At 43.0% G+C, this 14001-nt stretch carries 12 protein-coding genes and 1 pseudogene; 2 read left to right on the plus strand and 11 right to left on the minus strand.

Annotated elements, in window-relative coordinates; translation table 11 throughout:
- Nucleotides 1–344: 344 nt before the first annotated feature.
- Nucleotides 345–551: a hypothetical protein gene (locus tag AK965_RS12335; protein ID WP_099079906.1), complete on the plus strand. Its 207-nt coding sequence runs from the start codon at nucleotides 345–347 to the stop codon at nucleotides 549–551.
- A 60-nt stretch (nucleotides 552–611) separates the two neighbouring features.
- Here AK965_RS12335 and AK965_RS12340 read toward each other — a convergent pair whose 3' ends face one another.
- The 9 genes and pseudogenes from AK965_RS12340 to AK965_RS20695 all read right to left on the minus strand — a co-directional run.
- A complete protein-coding gene (locus AK965_RS12340; RefSeq protein ID WP_099079907.1) occupies nucleotides 612–2066 on the minus strand; it encodes an ATP-binding protein in 1455 nt (484 codons plus the stop codon).
- 18 nt (nucleotides 2067–2084) lie between these two features.
- Nucleotides 2085–2942 (minus strand): DNA polymerase, encoded by an 858-nt coding sequence (locus tag AK965_RS12345; protein ID WP_099079908.1) that lies wholly within the window; start codon nucleotides 2940–2942, stop codon nucleotides 2085–2087.
- A 210-nt stretch (nucleotides 2943–3152) separates the two neighbouring features.
- Nucleotides 3153–3908 carry a hypothetical protein gene (locus AK965_RS12350; RefSeq protein WP_099079909.1) on the minus strand — a complete coding sequence of 252 codons (756 nt, stop codon included), beginning with the start codon at nucleotides 3906–3908 and terminating at the stop codon, nucleotides 3153–3155.
- Between the two features lie 363 nt (nucleotides 3909–4271).
- Nucleotides 4272–5486 carry a hypothetical protein gene (locus AK965_RS12355; RefSeq protein ID WP_099079910.1) on the minus strand — a complete coding sequence of 405 codons (1215 nt, stop codon included), beginning with the start codon at nucleotides 5484–5486 and terminating at the stop codon, nucleotides 4272–4274.
- A 140-nt stretch (nucleotides 5487–5626) separates the two neighbouring features.
- Nucleotides 5627–5887 (minus strand): glycine zipper domain-containing protein, encoded by a 261-nt coding sequence (locus tag AK965_RS12360; protein WP_253252693.1) that lies wholly within the window; start codon nucleotides 5885–5887, stop codon nucleotides 5627–5629.
- Between the two features lie 30 nt (nucleotides 5888–5917).
- Nucleotides 5918–6073: a hypothetical protein gene (locus tag AK965_RS20450; RefSeq protein WP_172438140.1), complete on the minus strand. Its 156-nt coding sequence runs from the start codon at nucleotides 6071–6073 to the stop codon at nucleotides 5918–5920.
- Nucleotides 6074–6359: 286 nt separating this feature from the next.
- Entirely contained in the window at nucleotides 6360–6830 is a 471-nt protein-coding gene (locus AK965_RS12365) for a hypothetical protein (RefSeq protein ID WP_099079911.1), read from the minus strand.
- Nucleotides 6831–8115: 1285 nt separating this feature from the next.
- Entirely contained in the window at nucleotides 8116–8574 is a 459-nt protein-coding gene (locus tag AK965_RS12375; protein ID WP_099079912.1) for a DUF6789 family protein, read from the minus strand.
- A gap of 272 nt (nucleotides 8575–8846) precedes the next feature.
- A pseudogene (locus AK965_RS20695) lies at nucleotides 8847–9098 on the minus strand (transposase); the annotation flags it as partial.
- Between the two features lie 1091 nt (nucleotides 9099–10189).
- Here AK965_RS20695 and pnuC point away from each other — a divergent pair.
- Entirely contained in the window at nucleotides 10190–11008 is an 819-nt protein-coding gene (gene pnuC, locus AK965_RS12385) for a nicotinamide riboside transporter PnuC (protein WP_099079913.1), read from the plus strand.
- Nucleotides 11009–11390: 382 nt separating this feature from the next.
- Here the strand turns inward: pnuC and AK965_RS12390 are convergent, their stop codons facing one another.
- Together AK965_RS12390 and AK965_RS12395 are read right to left on the minus strand one after the other, a co-directional pair.
- On the minus strand, nucleotides 11391–12914 hold the full coding sequence (locus AK965_RS12390) for a DHA2 family efflux MFS transporter permease subunit (protein ID WP_099079914.1): 1524 nt from the start codon (nucleotides 12912–12914) through the stop codon (nucleotides 11391–11393).
- 15 nt (nucleotides 12915–12929) lie between these two features.
- Nucleotides 12930–13952, minus strand: a complete 1023-nt coding sequence (locus AK965_RS12395) for an HlyD family secretion protein (protein ID WP_099079915.1) — start codon at nucleotides 13950–13952, stop codon at nucleotides 12930–12932.
- Nucleotides 13953–14001 lie beyond the last annotated feature (49 nt).

A 14001-nucleotide genomic window follows, 5' to 3' on the forward strand; every position in this document is an offset into this window, starting at 1 on the left:
CCGGATATGGACCGGACTAGAAAAGATAAAGGCGTATGAATTTCTCCATACGCCTTATGGAATTTGGTGGCCCCTCCCAGACTTGAACTGGGGACCAATCGATTATGAGCGAAGTCCCGAACCCATACGCCGTGGAATCAACATAGCAACGCTGCCCCGAATCACCCTGCCAAATTGCATAACCCTATACCCTGCAAGATTTCTGCTGACGTTGCCGACGGATTTCTACGACGACGCCGACGAGGAAATTGGGGGAATAACAAAGTGTTGTAGCGAGGTTCACAATCTACAATCAATATGTGCTGCATAATAATCCCCCAATCAAATGAAACCTAGGAGCAGTTATGCCAAGAGATAAAAAACTCGTTAACTTTTCAGAGGATCACGAACTCAACAACCGCCTAAGACGCAACAATAAACGTCAAACCGAAGAAAACCGCCAAAAATTGAAAGACATTGGTGACAACACTAAAAAACAACTAGATAAAACCAGACTCACACATGAAGAGCTGGATAAAGCTATCGAGAAAAATAAAGGCAAACTCGATTGAGCAACAGTTAAGTTAAGTCGTCGATATACCGCAAATACATCGACGACTGACCACTGACTGTTAACTTATAGGTTCACTAGAAACCATAATGTAACGTTCCGCATCACGACCAAATTTGAAGTAAATACCATTAGCATTCAAACTCGATTCTTGCCCTTTGAGCTTTGCTGTTAATGCCGCTGCACCTTTTGGTAAGTACATACTATCTTCATGTAATTGCAGATTGCTTAAAAGCTGAGATGGCGTAAATTTCTTCACTTTCCCACCGACCATTTGCTTGAGCAATTTTTGCAATGCTATCGTCAAGCTATCATCTGCCGTTCCCGATGCCATCAATGATTTCACATTAAGTTGATATGCTTTTTGTAACTTGCCGCCCTCAACTCCCCATACTTTCTCTAGCGCACCAATCCATTTGGAAAAATCCATCATGCGAGCTTGATGTTTCACTTCTACATCAGGCAGAGCAGCAAGCCCCTTAGAAGCTAACGTTAACAACGCACCAAATATTTCTGGCATTGCCTCTGCTAGCTCTTCTTTTAGCACCAACTCTTCACGACGCTCCCCATCTTTCATCGGATCTAGGCATACACGTAAGCAGCGAGAGGCCAAATCCGATTCCTGCACAAAATCATGAATACCGTTGAGAACCAATGGGCTATGTAACTCCATCACGGTTAGGTCAGAGGTGGTATACAGGGTACGCTTAGCGGTAATACCTTTCGTTGCCGTCGTACATAACAAATCACTTTGAGATTTTTTCAGCGTACGGAGATTATCGAAAACTGCCAAAAACATACCGTTAATCGTAATAATGAAGTCTTCCTGTTTATTGGGAAATGCCAGTAGTGGCATCGCACTTGGGTCTAGTAATCCACGAAGAATGTTATTACAAAAGAAGCTCTTTCCTGCTCCTTTCTCACCTTGGATCATCAAAATTGGATAAGGTACTCCTTTCTCTTTTGGATGTGCCATCAGGTAAGTCATGTACGCAACCAGTAAGAAAAATGTACTATCATCAGTATTGATAAATTTCCTTAACTTTTTTAATGGGGTGACGGTGTTTTCACAAGGTAGCTTTGGCATCACCATTGGTAATTGGAAATTAGGGCGAGAAAAGTACAGAGCATCATTGTATGCCGGAATTGATTCCAACACTTCTACACCTTCCGCGCTCAGTTGAACAACACTGCCATTCATCAAATCGATAGTAACGCTCTCTTTGTTTACCGTTCCGTACCGGATTTGTGGTTTGATTAAAGGTTGCTCGTAGTCCCATGCTATCGCCTCTACTTCATCGCAAGCTTCTTTGACTGAATGGCTACCAACAAGACGAAACTCAGCACGTTTAGCATATTTACGTAATAACTGCTTCCCCTTATCTGATTCTAGAGGCACAGCCAATTTCACCTCTGGTAAATGTTCAACTAAATATGTCTTACGGGTTTCATCCTGCTTAACAATTTTCGAATTAAATTGACCTAAAAATTCACTTATTGCGCTTTTCTCTGCCATTTTTGCCTCTCCTTAAAATTATTTTTCTTTTGATGGCACCTGCATTTCAACAGCTACCTTTAATGGAAAACCATTCAATACGTCGACGGCGGCGTCGGTTAGCGCTTGAATGGCTTTATTGAGTTGAATTTGATAATTATCGTTCTCTAGCCTGACCAAAAATGAGTCATGGTTAGTCAATAGAAGTGGTATTTCTGCGAGATCTAGGTTGATACATGCTCGGCGCATGATGTCTGCACCTGTCGCTTGAATTTTCCAATTACGCAGTGATAACTCGCTATCAAGATCCGAAATGGTATGTTGCCAATCGAGAGAGCGAGCAACACCGCTTGCTCTGATTTCGCTAGCACTTTGGTTTAGAAACTGTTCTATCGGATAGATGATTTGAGAAAGCTCGGTCAACCAAGTCCTAGCTTGGTAAGTTGATACTTTCAATTGTTTTGATAACGTCTGGACTCCGATGCCATATAAGCGACCAATCAATAGGCCCTTACATTGATCACGAGTTACCTTGCTTTGAAAACGTAGAGCGAGTTGCTCGTATATGTCGCCCTGCCCATACCAATCAATAATAACCTGACAATTCGACATGTAAGCCGCAATCATTGGCTCTTGCTGTTGGTAATCTAAAAGGGCATAGACACTGCCCTTAGGAGGGTTGAGCACTGACTTCCAGTATTCTTTCGGCACCTGATTCAGAGCAGCACCTAGAGTATGATCTCGCCCTGTTTTCGAATGAAATGCTGACACATAGGTAAAGTGCCAATACCCGTGCTGATCTATAACTAAATCATCAACTATTCGCTTGTATTGGCCTGCAACAAACTGACTCGTACCCGACCCTTTTTTCGAGTAACTCTCTATGCGCTTTTTCATCGCAGGAAAGTCAACCCGAATCTGTTCCCTCCTTTCTAAATGAGTTACGTGTCGTACAATTCTTCTGGCAATATCTATCGGTACTTTCTGCCTCGACGCTTTCACCTGTTCGATTAAATGGGCTGGTAACAATCCATTCTTTGAGTGATAGCTAAGCTGCCGACTCAAAGTGTGTGAGTATTTACCTAGCCCATATCGAACAAGAGCTGTTCACTTCGCCTGTTGCTCTGGAATATCATCAAAGTCGAATGAAAAATCATCTTCATCGTCGAGCTTTATGTCATCCACACTCCATTCATCTGACTCCGACAATGAAATAGGTTTTGGTTTTTCGATCTCGTCATTATGGGATGTTTCAACTTCAACAGTCTCCTCATCTAACTCTTTCTTGTCGTCGACGCCGTCAGGAGTCTCGACATATTCTCCCTCACCCTCTAACAGTTGTTTAGCCATGTAATGCTCCAACGAATCAATGAAATAGTCCCCACCAAACGCTTGCTCTAATGACTCCTCGACTAACACCATATCAATCTCAAATGGAGCAATATCATGTTCAATAGAGAACCCATATACGCTTGCTTCTTTATCGCGCTTCACCGACACCACCTTTCCATCATTACTAGCTTGAATGAGTTCTAGTTTTGAACGGTTCCAAGTGTTCGTTGGCTTATGGCTCAGAATGGCAAAACGAATTTCATCTTTCTGTGTTTGAAGTACATGCATCATTTTTGATGAAACCTTGTTCTTCGGTAGAGATTGAGCAACATCAGCATCAACAAGAAATGTCTCCTTAAAACCAGTGTCTGCATCCATATTCTCGATAACTAGCACAGGCATCCAATCTGATTTAGCCATAAATGGCACACCATCTGAGGGCATCATTGTCGCCAGTGCATTAAATGGAATATCTTTTTTAAACTCTTTCGCACGTTGCTTCTGCTTATTCAATTTTTCTAATAAAGTCATTGTTTGATCCTCTTGATATTGTTTTCATTACTGCTGGATTCAGCATCGCAATGGACCGCTTTAAAACGATCCATTAAGTTACAAAATCCATAGAGAATCTTTGCTTTCCAAGTTGTTAAAGAGCTTGAAAGGGCCTGCCCTCTCATTGATGCTGATTCTGAGTCATTGCCATGCGAATTAATTTCCACACTGCTCGTGATTGCTAAATCAATGCGAAATACCAACACTGCGCTGCTCGTTAGCCTCGGAATGGATTAAACCAGTATCTATGGCTGCTGAATTTCCATAGTGGTGGTGAAAGGTGAAAAAATTGGAGGCAAAAAAAAAGAGAAGCTTCAATGCTTCTCTTTTGGGGGGATTGGTTTACTGCTTTCGGTCTTGCTCTTGCGTATATCCTTTACTGCTCTTGTTAAACAACGTGTCAGAGATATAACCAAATGGACCCTTGTAGTTTTTCCATTTGCTAAATTCAGTATTTAAGCTCTTTGCCCTACGAGCATGTAACTGCTCCATTGATGGCTTGACGCCGTCGTCAGTTAATTTCTCTTTATCGTCATTCAGATAGAAGAACCTATCTTCTTGAGCAATATGCTGCGCTGCTTTACTGGCTGAAATATCCTTCCTTTTTAGCCATGAGTACAGCCATGCATTGATGAACAACCAACGATAGCTGACTCGTATGTCTTCAGCCTTGTATCCGCCATGCAACCTTGTGTAAATGAATGCATTGGGGCTTTTCAGCTCGACGTCTCTTGAAATTTTCTTTCCAGCATATCTATGCTCTTGTTCTAATCGCTCGGAACACTTGGCTAGTTCATAACAAAGCACCAAATCAACGTAACGTTTTGTGTTAATCTTTATCGGCTCATATTGATTTAAACAGTAGGTAGCATATTCACTAATATAGCCGCGAATATGTTGTTCTACGCGCTCTTGATACATCTGCAATAATGAACTGGCAAGTAAGGCATATCGTTGATTGACCCTTAGCTCTGATAGCTTTTGATGGTTGCTACAACACTGTCTTGCCAACAACTCCAACTGTTGAGAGACATAAGTGCAAGTCTCTACAATTTTCAATAGACACTCGTTCGAAATCATCGCCCCTTTTTTATTATCTCTCGCTGCCAAGACTTCTTTGAGCCATTCGTCCCAAGCGTAGCAGCAATGCTCTACAAGTTCGCAAAGCTCTTTTGATATCGTTGTTAACTGATTATCAGTCGGATGCTGAAATACCTGCCCATTGGCCTCAACTTGCAAAATACTTCGAATACGTACATCACCTTTTTCATCTTTGACCAATTGCTGCACAGGTCGCTCTAGTAAGCTCAGACATTCCCAGTAATAGTCCTCTACCTCATCAAGTCCGAACAGATTCATGGCAAAAATGCTATAGGGATTATCACTTCCAGGTAAATCATCAATACCTATGGCTTTCTTGTAAAAAAAAGAACGTTCGTAGCTTGGTTGGCCTTTCCGTCTCATCGCTTTAAAACTAGGATGATGCTCCGCTATGTGCATTTCAAAAGTAAGTAGATCATAATCTGATTGTGAAATCTTGAATGGTTGCCTTGCCATATTGACTTGTTTTTTCCATAAAATATTTGTACCACATTATCTTATGTTCTCGTGTCGTCGTCGACGAAATACCTCACCGACGACGCCGTCAACAATTAGTAAAAAAAGTAGAGAATGATTATCCCCTACTTTTTCATTACTCAATCGACCTTACCGAACACGGCCCCAATAAAACCGCCAACCACCACGCCTACTGGTGTACCCAACGGATGAGGTACTTTAGAGCCAATCATGGCACCGATGACACAGCCCCGTTTAGCTCCATCTACGCTAAATTCTATTTCATACTTATGCTGTCTTCTCTCCATCGGGTCGTAGACCGAAAATGCATTACTTTTCATCATGTATTGTCCTATATTGCAGATATGAAAAAGGGCGATACCACTGCTGATATCGCCCATCTATTTAGTCGTGAATGACCTCTAGACTATTTAGTCGTCATACTCATCGTAATCGTCGTCATCACTATCTTCGTCATCGTCTTCCCACAGTTCATCCCAATTCATACCTAGCTCGTTGAGCGCTTCTTCTTCGGTATAACCGTTTTCATTCATGCACTGCTCGACGTCAGCATTCAACTTAGCCATGACTATCAACACTTCTTACAGTAGTTCTGGGTGACTTGCTTGCATGAATTACACACCCATTTTCCACAACGGCTGCACGAAGTTCCGCCCATTACATCTGTCTTTTTAGAACATTTACTACAAGTCCAACGTTTCATCATTTTTATTTTTCCTTATTAAGACTAGTTGCATTGCAACCTGTTTGCATCATTAACCAAAACAAGAGATAAGTTTGTGCCAATTCTCTCATTTCGTTAATTTGGTTAACCCAAGAAAGCCTAGAGCGAATAGAGCGAATAGAGCTCATTTAGGCACGGTTATCATCAATCAATGACAATAAAGCGTTCTTATTCTCTTTGTACTTTTCCGATACGACATGCTGATACATAGAAGCTCCAGATCTTGTAGCTAGACCAAGACCACGTACTATGGCAGCACAGAACCCCTGATTGTTAGCCGAGCCTTTTTCATACAACTCTTTATACAACTGGCTTTTCCACAGCTTATCACCTTGGGACTCAATTAGTGCTAGCAGCTGAGATAATTGAATCCAATGTTTAGAATGCAATCCTGCCCCACCTGATTGCCCTGCGATACGAAAGTAGAGTTGTTGGTCTTTACTGTTCTGAGCAATTTCATAAATCACCGTCCCTTTGGCTCTAACGCCCAACTTGGGAACCTCGCCTGATTTCAACACGTTAGAAAATGGATTGTCTGTTGAGAGATTGTCTTTGTTATCTTCCTGAGTATTTTGCTCATTTGTTTTTGGCTTCTTCATAGCAATTCCTTGAACTTATTTAGTTAGAAATAAGAAAGCCCCTCACCAGTGGAATCTAGTAAGGGGCTTTACAATTCAATAATATAAGTTCATATCCGCACTTGTTACGCTTAGGAATTTTTCCTGTCTTTTCCGGTCCCACTCCGGTCTTTCTCACAGCCTTAGACCAACTCATTCCCCCAATTTCCTCGTCGGCGTCGTCGTAGAAATCCGTCGGCAACGTCAGCAGAAATCTTGCAGGGTATAGGGTTATGCAATTTGGCAGGGTGATTCGGGGCAGCGTTGCTATGTTGATTCCACGGCGTATGGGTTCGGGACTTCGCTCATAATCGATTGGTCCCCAGTTCAAGTCTGGGAGGGGCCACCATATACAGAAAGGCCTGAGAGCATTAATTTGTTCTCAGGCCTTTTGCTTTTCAACCACAGTGCTACACATGTGCTACTTTTTTCAGATTTTGAGTGTTCCGAGCTGCCACTTTACATCCAAGGCTTCATTAAGTCTGGCAGTTTGCCTCAATCATAATGTCCAAAAATGATTCGATGTAGACAAACAACCTAAACTTAAGCCACTGTGGTTAACCCATAGAAAGTTAAGTTTGAGCAATATTTGTCTTAGTAGCTAAACTCCAAGTACAAAGCATTGATGGAAAACAGCATGGCGACTCTACGACCATATAAATGCTCCACTTGCGACCTTAAAGCAACCGTTGCTGGTGGAGAAAGTGCCATGATGAGTGGCCCTACCCAGACATTCTATTGCTCAACCTGTGAGACATTATTTGATCAAGTAGTCTCGCATCTTCCCTTGCGCGACGAATTAGAAACACTTGGTGAATGTCCAGAGTGTCGAACCACAAACATCCTCAAATGGACGTACGGTGAACCTTGTCCTCGATGCGGAGGCAATATAGAAATTGATAGCGACGATGGGATCACTTGCTATGTTAATGCTGATTGATTGAGTGACTTTTTATTTATGTAACACCGATAGTAACAAACAACAAAAACCGCAAAGAATAAAAACAAAGCCTTAAGCCCCAAATTCAAATCTGGGAGGGCCACCATATTCCATAAGGCCTGAGAGCGTTTTCGCTGTCAGGCTTTTTTCGTTTTTAGCCCTCTGGACTACCGTGGAACTACCTTAGCGCTTTAACTCATTGTTCTAGCATATGCTTTTAAAGTGTAGCAGACGAGCCCGAGATCAGTGGCCAAATGACGTCCTGCCATGCCACCACCGATGATGAAGTTCAGTTGGATCGCAGCGTCCATTTTGCCCACAGTTTGTTTATTTAGCCGATTCAGCTGTCAGGTGCCCATAGACCTTCCCGAGGACTGCCCCGTAAACCAGGTGAAGCATCAGCGTGGCCATGGCCGGCATAAAGCCCTCGTGGTATCCCATTGCAAAAAATCCGTGTCCTACATAAGGCATAAATATTAGCATCATAGCCAACCATGCGAGCACACCGAATATTAAACCACGGATTAGATGGCCGCCTGGAAAATGTGGTGATAACAAGGCGTAAGCTATGCCCCATATCAAGGTTCCTAATACAAAGTGCATCAACCAGCCAATTAATACATTAGGAGTAGAATTAGTAGCATTGGCATAAAGTAATGCCAAGTCCATAACAGGGTTGACGTCGAGCATGATCCCCATCATCTGCTTAACGAGCATCATAGCTGATAGGGCAACTGTTGCCCAAAAGCCGGCGACTATCGCTTGAGATAACCTAACTTTTACCATGCTAACCCCCTTGATAAAGAACCATACTCGTTCATTTATATTAAAGGTAGATAAGCTTGTATTGATGTGCAACCATTTAAAACGAGAGCCCGAATTCAGATAATAAGTGCACCACTCATGGTTAAACGGTGAGAAGAGATCAACTGCCTGTCGGTGGTACTCTATCGTCGTCAAACAAATAGAAGTAATTACCATGAGTTACAAACAGTTGATCGAAGGACAAAGATACCAGATCGAAGCCTACTTACGAGACAGGGTGAGGGCGTGAATGCTCAATTTTCAATCTGATGTGCTTGCAGCCCCGCAACCAATACCTTTTCAAGGTAAGTGGTATTCATTGCCGCGATATTCTGCTTACGCCGGATGGTGGCTTTCTTGTCCTTTTCCTGCCGCAGCATATTCAAAGCCATGTGCCGAATGGTGGCTAAGCCCTCAGCTGCGTTCTCACGGTAGATCTGACAGTCGTCTTCGTGGAACGAGGTATCAAGAACCCAGTGCAGATTGTGTTCCAAGATGTAGCAATGGGCGTAAATCTCATGAGCCTCATCCATAACCTGATCAAGGAAGACATCGTTGTTGGGGATATCATGGGTAATGGCAAAGGTAATCGCCCGATCGTATGCCAATGTCTGCCCGACCGAGTTCGGATGGTCTAACTCGCTCATCGGTTGCCCCTTCTCAAAGACATTGTACATCGTGTGAAAGAGCGGGAAGTCATACGCCCCCAACGTCGTGCCATTGAGGTAATGCGCCAGGAACAGCTCGTATTCCTCTACGAGCAGCCAAAATTGTCACGAGCCATTCTCAGAATTGTGGAAGTAAATCAGGTCTAAACTGATAGCAAGGAACTCATTGCTAATGGGGATTATTGGATCAAATCGATACCCGGTAGCCCGAAATAAAAGCTCAAGCCCTAAGTACCTGCTAGCTCCCTAATTGGCGGTCTAGTCTCATTAAGCCACTGCAAGTACTAGAGTGACAGAAAGCCGGACCACAGAAAAACTCACCGCCTGAACCAACAAAAATATAACCAACATCCGTTCCCTTAGGTTCAAGTTATTAATATATAGATAATTTAGATTCCTAAATGATGCTAACTAACTGACCATAGAGCCATGAGATTCAGCGAGTAACACAGGGACAGAACGGAATGCTCAAGGATGATGACAATTACCATATCAGGGTAATTGGTCATTAGAATGCTGTTTTCCCCTGAACGGTCAGCTTCATTAGCTTTGGGATCATGGGTGGTCAGTTTTATAACCAGACTTGGTCATTGGTCTAAGTCTTTAAGTGAACTTAGCTGTTGAGAACATAGGCTTATGATTTTGTTACCTTATTTAGAATAAAGTAAGATGAGTTCGAGAAAAATTAGAGGGGGTTATGATGTACCACTTTCTCCACCTACTCAAAAAATAGCGCGAGTCAGATAAGGAATCTCTCCTAAGCATCATTTGTTCATTCATCACAAGGCCTAATTTTTTGACACCCACATCATCAATTTTTGCCACAATTAACACTGAGATAATCATCGAGAAGCGATGATTGGCCACGATTGCGTTTGATATGTCGTTTTGGGGAATACTGGCGGCATCAGTAATAAGAAGGAGCGTTTATGGTTGCTGGTCGTGTACGGTTTTGGACCGATTTAACCTTATTTCAAAAATGGTTTGTGATCATTTTTGCTCTTGGTAGTCTCTTTTCGTTTTTCAGTCCACTTTTCATCGGCGGCACGGTCAAGGAACTATTTTCATTCACAGCCATCATTGGTTTAGTTTGTGCCTTATCGGGGGTACTTACCTCGATATATCAAGCGCGAGGTGAGGTGATCGTCTATACGTTTATACTTATAAATACCATTACTTATGCGTGGATAGCGTACACCAGTGATCTGTACGGGCAAGTTATCCAAAACCTTTTCTTACTGCTACCGATACAAATATATGGATTATTCGCGTGGAAAAAAAGCATGGCGAAGAGCAAAAATAACCAGATAGAGATTAAGGTATTTTCTGCCAAAGATTGGCTGTTCACTCTTATCAGCATCTTGGTATTTTGGGGGGGGTACTATGTATTTCTCAATTACTTACCGCAAATCATTCAGGCTATTTTTGGTGGCAAATTGATAGCGCCCGATCCAAGTATTGGTATGGATTCATTGACAACTGTGTTGACGGTTACGGCGATGTTTTTGACATCCAAACGGTATGTTGAGCAATGGTGGTTTTGGATATTGTGCAACATTGGCGTTGTGCTATTTATTGAGGAGTTATTTAATTCCGACTTGACACCTGCCTCACTGGTTGGCGATCTCTCTGGAGCGATCAATTGGCTTCAGTATGGAATTGGCGCAGTCTATGGGTTTTATTTGTGGAAAAAAATGTACCGTGAAAGAAATAATACGCCGACAGAGGTGAAGTCCATTCAGGGATAGAAATGGGCTGAGGTTTCCGCCCGCTCCCCCTGATGAACCAGTCTCTCTTGGGACGTGAACAACGGTAAGTGTGATGCAAGGTTGGGAAAAGAGAGCGACAGTATGGACTACTGGCGTTTTCTTTGAAAAGTTAATCTTAGAAGATGTTTAAAAACTTACATTTTTCAACACGAGCATCACGCCTATCACCTGTGCTGATCGGGCGTGTAACACATTAATTAGAAACGAGAATTGCTAATCTTAAAAATTCTCTGATGTCATGTTTGTAAGTCACTCTACTCATCCGTAAATTAGTAAATGAGCTCAACTTACGCCAAAAAGAAAGATAGCCAATACGAAAAATACGAATTCATCCTCAGTGCATAAGTGCTAACTTACCTGCTCAAGATGTCACTTTTCTGGTCTTGAACAAGGTTAAAAGTGGGATGATCACAATATACACGACCAAAATGAAACCAAATGTATAAATAAACGCCAGTAATGTCGATTGTTGGTGCAATAGAGATTGTATATTGATTAAGAAGTTGGGATCAGTTACCGCCTCCCCTTGCGCTTCTGCCAATTGCTGAACGACAGGATTTGTCCTTGTGATCCCTTCACCAAGAGCGTGCCACTCTCGTTGCTGTGTTTGGCTAAAGTAAGTATTGACGATGGAGATACCAAACGAGCTCCCTATCGTTCGGCAGAGGTTGAACACCACAGCCCCGCCCACACTATCCTTAGGCGACAGAGTCGCATAAGCAAGTTGGCTTAGTGGCGCGAATACCAAGCCCATCCCTGCACCTTGAATGATACTCGGCAATAATACCCAGTAAAGATCAATCCCCATAGAATACTGAGTGAGCAAATAGACACTAATAATGTTTAAAACTAGCCCAATGAATATCAGTAAACGCGCGTCCAATGTATCCATAAATCGAGCAATGGCGATCAAAACAATCGCTGATGTGATGCCACTCGGAGCCATCACAAATCCAGTCATCTCTGTTGGATAGTTGAGTAACTCTTGCAACATCATCGGCTTTAACTGCGTAATACCAAACATCCCCATCGAAAACGCCGCCATAATCAGGCAAGACAGCGCTAAGTTACGATCTTTTAGCAACCACATTGGGGCAATTTCCCCCTTGGTGATAAAAGATCGTGCAACGAAATAAATGATGGCGATAGCGCTGATTATCGAAGCAAAAAGAATCATATTTGAGGCAAACCAATTCTCTTGATTCCCCCGGTCTAACACCATTTGCAGCAGCCCAATGCCAAGTGCCATTGAAAACACCATTGGCCAATCGATACTAGTCTGCCCACGCCCGTCCAATTTAACAAAAAAGAATAGCAAAGCGACGCAAATCATTCCGATGGGGACATTGACATAAAATATCCAACGCCAATCCATGTGTTGTGTTATCACGCCGCCCAGTGCAGGGCCTAAAATTGGTCCGAGTAAAATGCCCACACTAAACAACGCCATGGCTTTACCGCGTTGGCTTTCTGGATAAATTTGAATCATTGTCGACTGGGACAGTGGGATAACAGAAGCACCAAATGCGCCTTGCATAATTCTGAATGTCACCATCTCGGCCATAGAATCCGATTGACCACAAAGCGCCGATGCCACGATGAAACCAATCACAGAAATTAGAAGGAGCTTACGAACGCCAAATTTTAATGACAGAAAACTCGCTAACGGGATAAAGATGGCTTCAGCCATTGAGTAAGAGGTGAGTACCCATGTGACTTCATCTGATGTCGCACTCAATGCCCCCATCATATTGGGTAATGCAACATTCGCAATCGTCATATCAAGCAGAACCATGATCGCGGATAACATGACAGCTATCGTAACAATCGTTCGCTGTTGTTCAGAGAGTTCAATCGAAGGCGTGGTGTTTTTCGTCGCTTCCATTACGCATCCTTAGCGCTACGGTTTAGGGGGCTTGGATACGGTATTAATCGTTACTTCGGCACTCGCGCCAACTCGCAAAGGCTTATTAGGATGTGGATTTTGCTTTTCCAAGTGAATCAAAAGCGGGAATCTCTGTGGCACTTTTACCCAATTACCCGTTGCGTTTTCCGGAGGAAGAAGAGAGAAAGAAGATCCACTCGCTGGAGATATCGCTTTTACTGTCCCAGAAAACTCAACATCAGGATAAAGATCCAAAACAATCTGTGCTGGCATACCAACCTGTATGCGATTTAAGTGCGTTTCCTTATAGTTTGCTTCTACCCAAAATGTATTATTCACGACCAACGGCATCAAGGCTTGCCCTGCTGCAATAATACTTCCAGGATGGATACTGACCTTTCCGAGGTGACCATCGAAAGGGGCAAAGATATTGGTATAGGAAAGAGAGAGTGTTGCCTGGCTTAACGCCGCCGCCGCTTTTTTCACCTCAGGAGCGGCGGTTCCTTTTGCTCCTTGAGATTTTACTAGCTCAGCCATATTCGCTCGAGCCGCCGCCACATTTTGCTCTGCCGAGGATAGTTTCGCTCTTTCATCATCTAGCTGCTGTGCTGGCAGCAGTTGTTTTCCGACCAAATCTTTCACCCGATGGTAGCTTGATTGAGCATCAGCGAGCTGAGCCACAGCGCTACGTACATTTGCACTCGCTGCCAATATGGCATCGTTTTTTGCTTCATTACTTTGAATCGCCATTTGATAAGCGGCCTGGGCTTCATCCAACCTTGCTTGAAAGAGCATCGGGTCGACTTGCACAAGCAGCATACCTTTGGTGACATACTGATAGTCCTCTACGTTCGTTCGGAGCACTTTTCCTGATATTTGTGGCGAGATATAAACGATATTGGCATGAACATAGGCATCATTGGTTGATGGGTATTGATCTTGATGCAAGATATACCAGTAACCGCCCCCAGCAAGCACAGCGACAAGCGTGCAAACCAACAAGATATTTCGAAGAACTTTCGACTGACCTTCTTTCACCGTAAATTCACCTAATTGTCTATGACAAAGTCCATTAGCAGCTAGCAGC

The organism is Vibrio sp. PID17_43 (genome assembly GCF_002608565.1).
GTDB lineage: Bacteria > Pseudomonadota > Gammaproteobacteria > Enterobacterales > Vibrionaceae > Vibrio.

Excerpts from the sequence above, each read along its gene's own strand:
- AK965_RS12365 (WP_099079911.1), bottom strand. The coding sequence starts at position 6,830 with ATGAAGAAGCCAAAAACAAATGAGCAAAATACTCAGGAAGATAACAAA.
- AK965_RS12375 (WP_099079912.1), bottom strand. The coding sequence starts at position 8,574 with ATGGTAAAAGTTAGGTTATCTCAAGCGATAGTCGCCGGCTTTTGGGCA.
- pnuC (WP_099079913.1), top strand. The coding sequence starts at position 10,190 with ATGGTTGCTGGTCGTGTACGGTTTTGGACCGATTTAACCTTATTTCAA.
- AK965_RS12350 (WP_099079909.1), bottom strand. The coding sequence starts at position 3,908 with ATGACTTTATTAGAAAAATTGAATAAGCAGAAGCAACGTGCGAAAGAG.
- AK965_RS12360 (WP_253252693.1), bottom strand. The coding sequence starts at position 5,887 with ATGGGCGATATCAGCAGTGGTATCGCCCTTTTTCATATCTGCAATATA.
- AK965_RS12335 (WP_099079906.1), top strand. The coding sequence starts at position 345 with ATGCCAAGAGATAAAAAACTCGTTAACTTTTCAGAGGATCACGAACTC.
- AK965_RS12345 (WP_099079908.1), bottom strand. The coding sequence starts at position 2,942 with ATGAAAAAGCGCATAGAGAGTTACTCGAAAAAAGGGTCGGGTACGAGT.
- AK965_RS12340 (WP_099079907.1), bottom strand. The coding sequence starts at position 2,066 with ATGGCAGAGAAAAGCGCAATAAGTGAATTTTTAGGTCAATTTAATTCG.
- AK965_RS20450 (WP_172438140.1), bottom strand. The coding sequence starts at position 6,073 with ATGGCTAAGTTGAATGCTGACGTCGAGCAGTGCATGAATGAAAACGGT.
- AK965_RS12390 (WP_099079914.1), bottom strand. The coding sequence starts at position 12,914 with ATGGAAGCGACGAAAAACACCACGCCTTCGATTGAACTCTCTGAACAA.
- AK965_RS12355 (WP_099079910.1), bottom strand. The coding sequence starts at position 5,486 with ATGGCAAGGCAACCATTCAAGATTTCACAATCAGATTATGATCTACTT.